The sequence below is a fragment of the Neorhizobium sp. T25_13 genome, assembly GCF_002968675.1.
In the GTDB taxonomy this organism is placed as follows: domain Bacteria; phylum Pseudomonadota; class Alphaproteobacteria; order Rhizobiales; family Rhizobiaceae; genus Neorhizobium; species Neorhizobium tomejilense.
The window spans coordinates 1-12145 of record NZ_PVBI01000018.1 but is presented as its reverse complement, the minus strand read 5'-3'; the positions used below and the strand labels follow the sequence as shown (position 1 = coordinate 12145).

Genomic DNA, 12145 nt, shown 5'->3' with positions numbered 1-12145 from the left:
TGTGATTTATGATATAACACGAAAGATGAAACCCGTGGGGGAAATTCATCCGGCCTTGCGGATCGATGCCTTCAGCGTCCTGAGGTCGATCGCCGAACCGTCCTCGACCGCCTTTGCCGCCATCGTCTTGATCTCGCCGCGCTGCAGCTTCTGGGTCGAGCTCACCGGCAGCCTGTCGACGAAGACCACGTAGCCAGGAAGTTTGTGATAGGCGATATGAGCACCGGCGGCCTCGATGATCCGCTTCGCCTTTTCGGCCGGCTCGCCCGCTCCGGCGGTCTCGCTTTCAACGATGAAGGCAAAAACTTCCTCGCCGCGCAGGTCGTCTGGCACCGGCGTCACCGCGGATGCCTTGACTGCCGGATCCTTGGCAAGGGCCGCTTCCACTTCCAGCACGGCGATGTTCTCGCCGCTGCGCCGCACGATGCTCTTCTTGCGGTCGAAGAAATAAAGAAGCCCCTCCTCGTCGGCATAAACGACGTCGCCGGTATGAAACCAGCCACCCTCCCAGGCCTCCTCGGTCGCCCTTTCATCCTTCAGGTAGCCGCTGAAGAAACCGTCGCGCGGGTTTTCGCCCTCGGCGCGCACCAGCAGTTCGCCGGGCTTGCCGAGCAGCGCATCATTCCCCGCATCGTCGACGATCCGAAAATCCATGCCGGCACGCGGCCGCCCGATGCAGCGCAGGCCTGGCGTATAATCGTCCGCCGCCGTGGTGGTCACGGCCCGGCCGCCGGTTTCGGTCATCGCCCAGGCTTCGACGATCGGGATGCCGTAGCGCGCCTCGAACTCGATCTTGTGACGGGCATCGACGCCCGGCCCCAGGGCAAACTTCACCTTGTGCGCCCGCTCCGCTTCGATGGCCGGGAGCTGCAGCAGGATCGCCGGGATGACACCGAGGCAATGAATGATCGTCGCGCCGGAATCGGCGATCGACGCCCACCAGCTGCTCGAATGGAACCGGTCGAGCGGCACGATCGCGCCGCCCTTCATGATCATGCCGACCGCCGTGCAGCCGAGCGCGTTCATGTGGAACATCGGCAACGGCGTCAGCGCCACTTCGGCTCCCTCGCCCATTTCGGCGATGCCGCCCTGCGTGGTGTACCATTCGGCGATGCCGATGAAATAGATGTTCGAAAGGATGCAGCCCTTGGGCTTGCCGGTGCTGCCGGAGGTGAACAGCAGCGCGCATTCGGCATCCGGGCCGCCGGGCCGTGCCTCGCGCGTTTCCGGCGAAGGCGGAATATCGTCGCCGGCAGCGATCACCGTCACCTTGCCTGGCGAGATGTCCCGCAGATCGTCCAGCCGCTCGCGGATGACGACCAGCAATGGAGCCTCGGCCATGTCGAGCTGGAAGAGCAGCTCGTCGCGGCGCAGGTCGGGATTGATCGGCACGATCGAGGCGCCGATCGCGTTCAGCGCCAGCCAGTAGTCGAAGAATTCCGGGCGGTTTTCGAGAAGGAGGGCGACGCGGCCCCCGATCCCATATCCCGCCGCCGCGAACTTCTGCTTCAGAAGGCCGACACGGGCGAAAACGTCCCCGTAGCTGTAGCGAAAGCCCTCGGGCGCATAAGGCAGCTTGGCACTGGCCGGCGCGATCAGCATCGGCGCATCCGGGTTCTTCAGCGCCTGGTTCTCGAATAGGAGATAGGGAGAATGCATGGCTCTGTCCTTATGACCGTTCCAGGATACCCTTGATCAGGAACATCTCGGCCTCGTGGATCGTGCCGAACTGGACCCATTCCGCATCCGTCTGCGTCTCCAGCCGCCATGTCAGCAGCGTCACCACGCACCTGTCCGGCCCCATCCGCAGGAGTTCGCCGGGGATGACGCGAGACATATTGCGGAACTGCATGACGTCCTTGGCCGCGCCGACTTCGTAATCCACCTGGAAGCGGTCGCGGTCGACATGGAGCCGCACGAATGTCTGCTTTCCCGTAAAGGTCGAGGTGCCGACGAAGAGACCAGGCTCGACCTCTGTTCGGTTGAGGCTGCCCCACGCCCACTGGCCCTGTTTCAACCCGTCCGACATCAGCTCGAACGCGACCGCCGCCGGGCGCTCCACCATGATGCTGCTGGAATGACAATGCGGATCGATCATGAGCGTCCCTCTTTCAGTCGCATCGAGGCGTCATTTTCCTAAAAGACATTTTAAGCATAAAATAATTGGAAAGAACGTCAACGGATTTTTATGTCCTCTGCCTCCGGCTGCCGCTTTGGCGATCGCCGCTCATCACGTTCTCAACCTGCAGGCTGAGAAAAACCCGGCATTTCCGGCCTTCTACACGCAGAAGTCGACAGGTTTCTCAATTTCTGTCGATCGGAAATTTTAGGCTTGAAGTAATTTATACCTCGTTCTACGATCCCCTCAATTGTTAAGGGGACAACCGCAAAAAGCGGGTCAGAAGAAAAAACCGGAGCCCCTGGCAGGATTGCAGGCTTGCGTTTCACCAACCGCCGCAGGTCCGTCGGTCGCGATCGACGGGCAAACCAGAGGGATCGTCATGACTTTTGAAATCGACCGCAGAAATCTCCTGCAGATGCTCGGCCTTGCCGCGGTCAGCGGCTCCGTGCTCTCGCAGGCCAGCTTCGCCTTCGCTGCAGATACCGACAGCGTCACCATCGGCTGGCCGTCCGACGTGCCGTCCTGGGACCCGAACCTGCGCTTCGTCCCGGATGCGCAGCCGCTCTTCAAGATGGTCTTCGACCAGCCGCTCGATCAGTCGCCAGACCTGAAGCTCATCGGCAACCTCATCACCAAATGGGACCTGAAGCCGGACGGTCTTTCGATGCCGTTCGAGATCCGCAGCGACGTGAAGTTCCACAACGGCGATCCGATGACGATGGAGGACTTCAAATATACCTTCGTCGATCGCATCAAGTCCGGCCTGAAACTCGACATCGCCAATTCCTGGCGCACGCTGACCGACATCGAAATCCTGTCGCCGACATCCGGCGTCATGAAGTTCTCCGCCCCGACGCCGACCGCGCCGCAGTGGCTGGCTTTTCTCGGCAGCTATCTGGTGCCGAAGAAGTATATCGAATCCGTCGGCCCGGAGGAATTCGCCAAGAAGCCGGTCGGCACCGGACCCTACAAGCTCGTCGACTACCAGATGAATTCCCGCATCGTGCTGGAGCGCAACGACGCCTATTTCGGCACCAAGCCGAAGATCAAGCGCGTCACCATCGACATCATCAAGGACCCGTCGGCGCGCACTGCGGCCATCCAGTCCGGCCAGGTGGACTTGACCGTCAATATTCCGGTGCGTGAAGCCGAGCGCCTCGGCAAGACCGAAGGCCTGACCGCCGAAATCAACCCGTTCACCCGCCTGATCCTTTTGCAGATGCGCAATGACAAGGGATTTACGGACATGGCCGTCCGCCTTGCAGCCCATCACGCGATCGACAAGGCAGCGCTCTCCAAGGCCTTTTACGGCGGTGCGGCAGTACCGCTCTCCGTACCGGCCACGCCCGGCACGCCGGGCTACCTGCCGGACTACAAGTTCGCCTACGATCCGGAACTGTCGAAGAAGCTTTTGGCCGATGCGGGTTACACGGCCGACAAGCCGGCGACTTTCACACTTGCCGCCACCAACGGCCAGTTCCCGAGCGATTTCGATATCGCCCGGGCGCTGGTGCAGATGTGGCAGAAGGTCGGCCTGAAGGTCGAACTGCAGCAGATCGAATATTCCAAATATTTCGAACTGAACCGCGGCGGCCAGCTGCCGGAAGCGACGCTCTACAGCTTCGACAACGCCACCGGCGACCCGGAGATCTTCTCCGGTTATCTGATGAACCCGAAAATGCCGTTCGGCGCCTGGAAGGGTCCGGAGATCGGCGACAAGATCCTGAAACTGTTTGTCGAGCCGGTCTACGAGAAGCGCATCGCCGGCTACAAGGCCGTCGCACAGGAAGCTGTCGAGACCGGCGCCAACATCCCGATCCTTCAGAGCGTCCAGACGCTGGTGCGCAAGAAGAGCCTGAACTACGTCAAGTACGGCAATGCCTGGGTCCTGGGCAGTACCATGTCCTGGTCCTGATACCGGCTGACCTCGCCATCCAGGGGTCCGGGTACGCCCGGACCCATTCCTTCACGTCGTCATACGGGGCATGCGCATGTTTGCGACCATTGCCAAGCTCTTGGTAAAGCGTGTTCTCACTGCGATACCGATCCTGCTGCTTGTTTCCGCGCTTCTCTTCTGCATCCTGCGCATCCTGCCGGTCGATCCGGCCGCCATGTCCCTGCCGCCCAATGCGACGGTCCAGGAAGTCGAGGCCATGCGCGCGGAAATGGGGCTCAACCTGCCGCTCTATCAGCAATATGGCATCTGGCTGAACAAGCTCTTCCACGGCGATATCGGCCGCTCCATCCATTTCCGCCAGGATGTGACGAGCCTGATCGGTTCGACATTGCCTGCCACCATCGAGCTTGCCGTCATCGCCATGATGGTCGCCACCGTCTTCGGCCTCGCGGGCGGCCTCTTCCTGTTCTACGTGCGCGGCACCCGCGCCGAAGCGGTGATGGATTTTGTTTCCATCCTGCTGCTCTCGCTTCCGGAATTCCTCTGGAGCCTGTTCCTGCTCCTGATATTCGGCGTCTTTTTCGAAGTCTTGCCCTTCACCGGCCGTCTCAGCCCCGGCTTCGAGCGCCCGCTGGTCACCGGCTTCCTGCTGCTCGACAGCCTGATCACCGGCAATATCCCGACCTTCCTCAATGCGCTCCAACACATGATCCTGCCGTGCCTCGCACTCGGCATCGCCCTGTCTCCGTCTCTCATGCGCGTGCTGCGCTCGAGCCTGCTCGATGCCTACCAGGACGACTACATCCAGCAGGCCAGGCTTCGCGGCCTTTCCGAAAAGCGCATCCTGATCCGCCACGGCCTGAAAAACGCCATCCTGCCGACGCTGAGCCTGATGGGCGTGCAGTTCGGCTTCCTGTTCGGCGGCACCCTGCTGGTCGAGATCATCTATTCCTATCCGGGCATGGGCAACCTGATGGTCGATGCGATCCGCAACGCCGACCTGCCGATCATCCAGGGCGCGGGGCTCACCTATTGCGTCGCCGTTCTGGTGATCAGCATCGTGGTCGACAGCCTCTACCTGATCCTCAACCCGAAACTGAGGGTGCGTTGACATGCTACGATATGCGAAGGGGCGACCGCTTCCGCTCTGGCTGAAATCCGGCCGCGTCCAGACGGGCCTCGTCATCATATTCATTCTGGCCGTCTGCGCGATCTTTGCGCCCTACCTGGCACCCAACGATCCGAACGAGCAGAACCTGCTGTCGATCCTGACCCCGCCGGTCTGGGCCGATGGCGGCGATGCGATGTTTCCGCTCGGCACCGACAGCCTCGGCCGCTGCGTCCTGTCGCGCCTGATTTTTGGCGCCCGCGTGGCGCTCACCGTGGCGTTTACAGCCTCGATCGGCGCGATGATCATCGGCGCCTTCTTCGCCCATGTCGCCGGTTATTTCGGTGGCTGGGTCGATTGGGTGATCGGCCGCATCGTCGAGATCTGGCTCTCCTTTCCGCCGGTCATTCTGTCGCTCATCCTGATGGTCGGCCTCGGCACCGGGCTGCGCAACGTCGTACTCGCCATCATCCTGGTCGACTGGACCCGCTTCTGTCGCGTGCTGCGAAGCGAAGTCATCGTCCTGCGCCGGCGGGACTACGTCTCGGCCGCGCAGCTCATAGGCTTCTCGCACTGGCGCACCATCACCCGCGAAATCCTGCCCGGTACTCTACCCCTGCTCATCACACTGATGAGCCTCGAAATGGGCGTCGCCATCATTGTCGAGGCGATCCTCTCCTTCGTCGGCATGAGCGTCGGCTCGGAGACGGCGGCCTGGGGGCAGATGATCGCCGATGCGCGCCAGAACATCTACGAGGCGCCGTTCAACCTGATCGCGCCGATCTTCGCGATCTTCTTCGCGGTCTTCGGCTTCAATATCCTGGGCGACGGCCTGCGCCGCACCCTCGACACGCGCCTGACCCAGACGGAGCGCACCTGACATGGCCATTCCCTCGCCCAAAAATCCCATTCTTTCCGCGCAAAATCTCTGCGTCGAATCGGTAGGCGCCAAGGAAAACTTCCCCGTCCTCACCGACCTCAACTTCTCGCTGGAGCCCGGCAAGATCCTCGGCCTGGTCGGCGAATCCGGTGCCGGCAAGTCGATGATCGGCCGCACCATCTCGCAATATCTGCCGAAGGGTTTTGCGGTCACCAAGGGCACGCTCGCCTTCGATGGCGAGGACCTGGTAAGCATGTTGCCGGAACGCCGCCGCAGCCTGCTCGGCCGCGACATCGCTTTCATCCCGCAGGAGCCGCTTTCCGGGCTCAACCCGGTCCTGACGGTCGGCCAGCAGATCAAGGAACACCTTCTGCGGATAGGCCTTGCCCCCGGTGAGAACTGGCGCGAGCGGGCGCTGAAGGAGTTCGAATCCGTACATCTGCCGCATGGCGCGGCGCTGCTCGAAAAATATCCGCACCAGCTTTCCGGCGGCATGTGCCAGCGCATTCTGATCGCCATGGCCTTTGCCAGCCGCCCGCGTCTCTTGATCGCCGACGAACCGACCACGGCGCTCGACGTGACGATCCAGGCCCGCATCGTCAAGCTGATCGCCGAAATGCAGAAGCGCGACGGCACGGCGGTGATCTTCATCACCCACGACCTGCGCCTCGCCTCGCAGATCAGCGACGAGATCATGGTGCTCTATGCCGGCCGGCCGGCCGAGCGCGGCCCGGCAAAGCAGCTTTTCTCGTCCCCGGCGCATCCCTATACGCGCTGCCTGCAGCTTGCCAATCCGACGATCACAGGCCCGCGCCGCGGCCTCTTCATCCTCCCCGAACGGATGCCGGGCCTGCGGGTGCTGAAGGAGCTGAAGGGTTGCCGTTTCGCCTCGCGCTGTCCGAACGCGATCGAGGCCTGCACCCGGGCCGAACCGCCGCTGGCCGATATCGGCCCGAACCATATCGCCGCCTGCATCCGCACCGAAAAGACGCCGGACATCGTGCCGCCGCCGCTGGCGCCCGGCCGCGAGATCGCCTCGGCCAATATCCATCTCAACGGCGAGAAGCTCACCAAGGCCTACACCACCGCCTGGAGCCCGTTCGCCAAGCGCAGCAGCTTCAAGGCGGTCAACAGCGTCGATTTTTCGCTCGGCGAGGGTGAGTTCGTCGGTATCGTCGGCGAAAGCGGCAGCGGCAAGAGTTCGCTCGCCCGCCTCGTTGTCGGCCTCGATACGCCGACCGATGGCAAGATCACGCTCGCCGGCCGAGACATCACTGCAAACGGCAATGCCGACAGGGTCTATCGCCGCGACTATATCCAGATGGTCTTCCAGGACCCGCAATCGGCACTCAACCCGCGCCGGCGGATCGGCAGCATCGTCACCCAGGCGAACGAGGCGAGCGGATTGCACAACAGCACCCGCGAGCGCATGGACCGCGCCGCCGAACTGCTGAAAGAAATCGGCCTGCCGCCGGATGCGGCGATGCGTTTCCCCTCACAGCTTTCGGGCGGTCAGAAGCAGCGCGTCAACATCGCCCGTGCGCTCTGCACCCTGCCGAAAATCCTCGTCGCCGACGAGATCGTCTCCGGCCTCGACGTCTCGGTTCAGGCACAGCTTCTCGACCTTCTGCTGAAACTGCGCGACGAACACGGCTTCTCGATGCTGTTCATCAGCCACGACCTTTCGGTCGTTCGTTATCTCTGCGACCGGGTGATGGTCATGTATCGCGGCGAGGTGGTGGAAAGCGGCCGAACGGAAACGGTGTTTGCCGATCCGCAGCACGCCTATACCCGCAGCCTGCTCGCCGCCGTGCCCCCGGACGACGTCAATGCCGAATGGTCGCCGGTGCTGGCGGAAGCCGGCTATCAGGTCGAGTGACTTCGCCTTCAGCCGGCGAGCCTTTCTACGGGACGACGATCTGAGTCTCCATCGGGAAGTGGGAATTGCCACCTTCGAAGGGCGGGAAGGTCTTGAAGTCCTCGCGCATGGCGATGCGCGCCGGCGATTGCAGCGCCGCCTGCAGTGCTGCCGGGCTGTCGAACATCACCCGGTTGCGCTGCATGTGGTTGACCCGCTCCCAGGGAAGGAAACCGCACCAGTCGACCCGCGACAGGACCTCGATCTTGCGGATCCCGGGGAAGGTGCGCATCACCTGCGGGTGATGGCTGACATAGTGGTGCATCCAGACGTTCAGGTCCTCGGCCGGACCGGTATAATGCACCACGTAGGAACAGGGATTGCCGTTCTTTTCGATATCGAGCTTGGCGTCGTCGACCGGAAAATGCCGCGCATACATGGCCTGCTGCGTGCCCCTGGCGCCGCGAATACTCGACAGCACGCCGGATGCCGCAAGCTGGTGCAGGTGACCGGCCGGCGCCATCGCATCCTCGAGCTCGCTCAGCTCGTTGAAATAGAGCTGCATGCCGAAGATCGGCGACTGCTCGTCCTTGTTGTACATGTCCTTGGTGACTTCAGGCGTGTAGAGATTGGCGGTAGTCAGCCCGGGCGTCAGCTTGATGATTTCAGCGACGGTCTCGACGTCCGCCTTGCTCACGGCGAGCTGACTTCCATCGACATTCTCGAAAAAGGCAAAATAGGCAAAACGCATGGCGTGGCTTCCTGGCTTTCTATGGGACCGCAACGATTGCGGGCGGCCTCTGTTCCCCGGTGGTGGTCCACTATCGAACCGCCGGCGGCGAAAAACAAGTTTAGACCTAAACTATTTTTCAAGCAGGTTTGCCTGACCAAAATGAGCCTCCCCGACATGATTTAAGCTTCAATCTTTCCGCTTGAATCTTGCTGGATTTTCGATCACGATCCGCTCTCACGCGCGTTGAAGAGGATAGAGACGCCGCCGGACAGCTCTTGGGAGAGAGCTCGCGTCTCGTCGCTCCACCTGCCGGCCATCAAGAACAATTTCGCATCCGATCCGGCAGAAAAAACGCCCGCCGGTCACCAAAACAGAGGGAACGCAATCATGACCATGAGCCTTTTCCGCCGCGCCGTTTTAGGCCTCGCGGGTGCTGCTGCCCTGTCCGTCGCAAGTGCCGGTCTGGCCTCCGCCGCAGCGCTTGCCGTTGGCTCCTATCCGAGCAACCCGCCCTTCGAATACAAGACGGCGACGGGTAGTTTCGAGGGTTTCGAAGTCGATATCGTCAACGAAGTTGCCAAGCGCCTCGGCATGACGGTCGAGATTTCCGACCTCGGCTTCCAGGCTCTGTTCGCCGCCACCTCCTCGAAGCGCATCGATGTGGCGATCTCCTCGATCACCATCACCAAGGAGCGTCTCGGCAGCCAGTCCTTCACGCAGGCCTATTATGACGCCGACATGGGCATCGCCACCCGCAAGGAAGCGACCGTATCCAAGGTCGAAGACCTGAAGGGCAAGGTGGTCGGCGTCCTGGCCGGCTCCACGGGCGACAAGTGGGCCAAGGACAACAAGGAAAAATACGGTATCACCGACATCAAGAGCTACAATGCCCAGCAGGATCTGCTGATGGATCTCTCCTCCGGCCGTGCCGACGTGGCCGTCAGCGACGTCCCGGGCATGGAATACGCCTTCCTCAAGATGAAGGATCTTGCCGTGAAGGTGCGCATCAAGACCGGCGAACAATACGGCCTGATGATGACCAAGGATCACCCGCTGCTTGCCAAGGCGAACGACGCGATCACCGCGATGAAGAAGGATGGCACGCTGGCCGCAATCCACAAGAAGTGGTTCGGCTCGGATCCGGCCGCCGGTTCCGCCTCCGCCGTCGAACAGCCGCTGCCGAAGCCCTGAGCCGGCTACCGATATCGCACCCAATCATGCCGGCCGGCGACGGCCGGCTTTTTCGTGAGCTTAGAGGCACCAGGAAATGACCCTCCTCGACACATTCTTCAACCTCGAGGTTCTCGGCGACGCGTTTCCGGCGCTGCTGCGCGGACTGATCAACACCTTCCTGCTCGGCGTGGCGGGCATCGGCATCGGCATTCCGATCGGCCTAGTGATCGCGCTCCTGCGCCTCTACGGACCGAAGCCGGTGCGATATCTGACGGTTTTTTACATCGACATCTTCCGCGCGGCGCCGATGCTGGTGGTGCTGATCCTGATCTACTACGCGCTGCCATTCGTCGGCATCCGCCTGTCCTCCTGGACATCCGCAGGCCTTGCCTTCTCGATCGTCATGGCAGCCTATTCGGCGGAGATTTTCCGCTCCGGCATCGAGGGCATTCCGCGCGGCCAGTTCGAGGCAGCGGCGGCCCTTGGCCTGCCCTTCTTCGTCACGCTGCGCAAGGTCGTGCTGCCGCAGGCGATCCGCATCGTCATACCGCCGATGACCAACAACTGCGTCTCGATGTTCAAGGATACGTCGCTCGCCTCCACAGTCGCGCTTCCGGAGCTCCTCAAGGAGGCGACGGACGCGCAGGCGCTCTATGCCAACCCGACGCCGCTGATCGGGGCTGCGCTGATCTACATCGCCTTCCTCTGGCCGATGGTGCGGCTGGTTAATCTTCTCGAACAGAGGTTCAACAAGGAAAAGAAGCGCTGACGCTGGCGGCGAGGCCTATTCGAAGGCGGCGCCGGAGAGGTGGTTGCTGGCGGAGGTCTTGACCGTGCCGATCTCCGACCAGAGCGCAGCTACAGCATGCGGGTCGATATCCGCCATCATGTCCTGCAGCCAGCCTTCATGCGCCGCGGCCATCGCCGCAAACAGTGTCGCACCCGCGTCGGTGAGTTTTGCGACCGTCACGCGCCGGTCGCCCTGCGGCGTCACCCGCTGGACGTAGCCGTCCGCTTCCAGCCTTTCGACGAGCCCGGTGACATTGCCATTGGTGACCATGGTGCGCTTGGAGAGCTCGCCGAGGCGAAGCCCGTCCTTCTCGCGATAAAGCTGCGCCATCAGGTCGAACTGCGGCAGGGTCGCGCCGAACTCGGCACGCAGCCGGCGGCGGATTTCCTGGCTGATCAGCTTGGTCGTCGACAGCATCCGCAGCCACAGGCGCAGCTCGGGCTTCGACCGCCCGTGGGCGCCCTGGACGATGATCTCCAGATCGACGTCGATCGCTTCCGCTTCTGCCATTCCGAATGTTGCCTCTGTCACCGACCCACCGTCTAGAAGCAGATATTTGAAATGTCAAAGGTTTGCAGGCTGCGATCGCCCCGCTGACGGATGCCGCTCGCAAGCCTTTTATCACCGCCCCCGATCATCGCCGCATCAAAAGGCGTCCTCACTCGCTCCCATTATTCATCCATATGCATATATTTTCGAAGAGAGCCGCAAGGACGGGCAATTTACCGACAGACGAGCCGCCGCTAGAACTTGCCCTCAATGAAGTCAGAAACAAGCTGCTTCCTATGGAAACTTGCGGTTTTTGATCGAGAATGCGCCACGGAAATTTGCTCGACGCAGCCCCACCCGATTGCTTGCATCCTCATATTTTCTGCAATAGGCTCCCTCATCGGTTAGCGGCATCCGGAGAGGAAAACCGGCTGCTGCCCGGCTTAACGAAACCGGTCATTCAAGGGGAACCCGGCACCATGTCTTCCAGCACGCTCACCAGTCTCGCTTCCGCTCTTCTCTCCGGCTCGGTCAAGGTCGTGGACCTGACGGCGCCGCTCGGGCCGGATACCCCCGTTCTCTACCTGCCACCGCAGTTCGGCAAGAACACGCCCAAGGTCGCCGTCCATACGATCTCCGAATACAACGAGGACGGGCCGTTCTGGGCCTGGAACTGGCTGGAGCTCGGCGAACACACCGGCACCCATTTCGACGCGCCCTGTCATTGGATCACCGGCAAGGACAAACCGAACAACACGACCGACACCATCCCGCCGCAGAATTTCGTGGCGCCGGTCAATGTCATCGACCGTTCCAGGGAAGCCGCCGAAAACCCGGATTATCTGCTCACCGTCGACAGCATCAAGGAATGGGAAGCCGAGCATGGCGCGATCGAGGCCGGCAGCTGGGTGCTGATGCGCTCCGACTGGTACAAGCGCAACGGCTCGACCGACACCTTCCTGAATGCCGACGAGAACGGCCCGCACTCTCCCGGCCCGACCGCCGAAGCGATCCAATACCTGATTTCGAAGGACATTATCGGCTGGGGCCAGGAAACCATCGGCACCGATGCCGGTTCGGCCGGCGGCATGAACC

General features: G+C 62.0%; 12 protein-coding genes. 8 read left to right on the top strand and 4 right to left on the bottom strand.

Annotated features, from left to right (window positions below):
• Positions 1 to 45: 45 nt before the first annotated feature.
• Together C5J22_RS27755 and C5J22_RS27750 are read right to left on the bottom strand one after the other, a co-directional pair.
• Positions 46 to 1659 carry an AMP-binding protein gene (locus C5J22_RS27755; protein WP_105440882.1) on the bottom strand — a complete coding sequence of 538 codons (1614 nt, stop codon included), beginning with the start codon at positions 1657 to 1659 and terminating at the stop codon, positions 46 to 48.
• A gap of 10 nt (positions 1660 to 1669) precedes the next feature.
• Positions 1670 to 2098: a hypothetical protein gene (locus C5J22_RS27750; RefSeq protein ID WP_105440881.1), complete on the bottom strand. Its 429-nt coding sequence runs from the start codon at positions 2096 to 2098 to the stop codon at positions 1670 to 1672.
• On the opposite strand from C5J22_RS27750, the gene C5J22_RS31400 reads away from it, so the two are divergent.
• From C5J22_RS31400 to C5J22_RS27730, 5 genes are all read left to right on the top strand, one after another.
• Positions 2097 to 2330: a hypothetical protein gene (locus C5J22_RS31400; protein ID WP_172746800.1), complete on the top strand. Its 234-nt coding sequence runs from the start codon at positions 2097 to 2099 to the stop codon at positions 2328 to 2330. The two genes, C5J22_RS27750 and C5J22_RS31400, sit on opposite strands and share 2 nt — an antisense overlap.
• Positions 2331 to 2501: 171 nt before the next feature.
• Positions 2502 to 4037 carry an ABC transporter substrate-binding protein gene (locus C5J22_RS27745; RefSeq protein ID WP_105440880.1) on the top strand — a complete coding sequence of 512 codons (1536 nt, stop codon included), beginning with the start codon at positions 2502 to 2504 and terminating at the stop codon, positions 4035 to 4037.
• A 76-nt stretch (positions 4038 to 4113) separates the two neighbouring features.
• On the top strand, positions 4114 to 5130 hold the full coding sequence (locus C5J22_RS27740; RefSeq protein WP_105440920.1) for an ABC transporter permease: 1017 nt from the start codon (positions 4114 to 4116) through the stop codon (positions 5128 to 5130).
• A gap of 1 nt (position 5131) precedes the next feature.
• Positions 5132 to 6007, top strand: a complete 876-nt coding sequence (locus C5J22_RS27735; protein WP_105403771.1) for an ABC transporter permease — start codon at positions 5132 to 5134, stop codon at positions 6005 to 6007.
• Between the two features lies 1 nt (position 6008).
• Complete coding sequence (locus C5J22_RS27730; RefSeq protein ID WP_105440879.1) at positions 6009 to 7886, top strand: ABC transporter ATP-binding protein; 1878 nt, start codon at positions 6009 to 6011, stop codon at positions 7884 to 7886.
• A 25-nt stretch (positions 7887 to 7911) separates the two neighbouring features.
• On the opposite strand, the gene C5J22_RS27725 is transcribed toward C5J22_RS27730, so the two are convergent.
• Positions 7912 to 8616 (bottom strand): hypothetical protein, encoded by a 705-nt coding sequence (locus C5J22_RS27725; protein WP_105440878.1) that lies wholly within the window; start codon positions 8614 to 8616, stop codon positions 7912 to 7914.
• Between the two features lie 375 nt (positions 8617 to 8991).
• On the opposite strand from C5J22_RS27725, the gene C5J22_RS27720 reads away from it, so the two are divergent.
• Positions 8992 to 9789 carry an ABC transporter substrate-binding protein gene (locus tag C5J22_RS27720; RefSeq protein ID WP_105440919.1) on the top strand — a complete coding sequence of 266 codons (798 nt, stop codon included), beginning with the start codon at positions 8992 to 8994 and terminating at the stop codon, positions 9787 to 9789.
• Positions 9790 to 9865: 76 nt separating this feature from the next.
• A complete protein-coding gene (locus tag C5J22_RS27715) occupies positions 9866 to 10540 on the top strand; it encodes an amino acid ABC transporter permease (RefSeq protein WP_105425739.1) in 675 nt (224 codons plus the stop codon).
• A gap of 15 nt (positions 10541 to 10555) precedes the next feature.
• On the opposite strand, the gene C5J22_RS27710 is transcribed toward C5J22_RS27715, so the two are convergent.
• The gene (locus tag C5J22_RS27710; protein WP_105440877.1) at positions 10556 to 11071 is read right to left on the bottom strand and encodes a MarR family winged helix-turn-helix transcriptional regulator; all 516 of its coding nucleotides are present in this window, start codon (positions 11069 to 11071) and stop codon (positions 10556 to 10558) included.
• Between the two features lie 458 nt (positions 11072 to 11529).
• Here C5J22_RS27710 and C5J22_RS27705 point away from each other — a divergent pair.
• Positions 11530 to 12145, top strand: a 616-nt coding sequence (locus C5J22_RS27705) for a cyclase family protein (protein ID WP_105440876.1), incomplete at its 3' end; no start/stop codon positions are given.

Excerpts from the sequence above, each read along its gene's own strand:
- C5J22_RS27730 (WP_105440879.1), top strand. The coding sequence starts at position 6,009 with ATGGCCATTCCCTCGCCCAAAAATCCCATTCTTTCCGCGCAAAATCTC.
- C5J22_RS31400 (WP_172746800.1), top strand. The coding sequence starts at position 2,097 with ATGAGCGTCCCTCTTTCAGTCGCATCGAGGCGTCATTTTCCTAAAAGA.
- C5J22_RS27750 (WP_105440881.1), bottom strand. The coding sequence starts at position 2,098 with ATGATCGATCCGCATTGTCATTCCAGCAGCATCATGGTGGAGCGCCCG.
- C5J22_RS27740 (WP_105440920.1), top strand. The coding sequence starts at position 4,114 with ATGTTTGCGACCATTGCCAAGCTCTTGGTAAAGCGTGTTCTCACTGCG.
- C5J22_RS27720 (WP_105440919.1), top strand. The coding sequence starts at position 8,992 with ATGAGCCTTTTCCGCCGCGCCGTTTTAGGCCTCGCGGGTGCTGCTGCC.
- C5J22_RS27715 (WP_105425739.1), top strand. The coding sequence starts at position 9,866 with ATGACCCTCCTCGACACATTCTTCAACCTCGAGGTTCTCGGCGACGCG.
- C5J22_RS27745 (WP_105440880.1), top strand. The coding sequence starts at position 2,502 with ATGACTTTTGAAATCGACCGCAGAAATCTCCTGCAGATGCTCGGCCTT.
- C5J22_RS27725 (WP_105440878.1), bottom strand. The coding sequence starts at position 8,616 with ATGCGTTTTGCCTATTTTGCCTTTTTCGAGAATGTCGATGGAAGTCAG.
- C5J22_RS27710 (WP_105440877.1), bottom strand. The coding sequence starts at position 11,071 with ATGGCAGAAGCGGAAGCGATCGACGTCGATCTGGAGATCATCGTCCAG.
- C5J22_RS27755 (WP_105440882.1), bottom strand. The coding sequence starts at position 1,659 with ATGCATTCTCCCTATCTCCTATTCGAGAACCAGGCGCTGAAGAACCCG.
- C5J22_RS27735 (WP_105403771.1), top strand. The coding sequence starts at position 5,132 with ATGCTACGATATGCGAAGGGGCGACCGCTTCCGCTCTGGCTGAAATCC.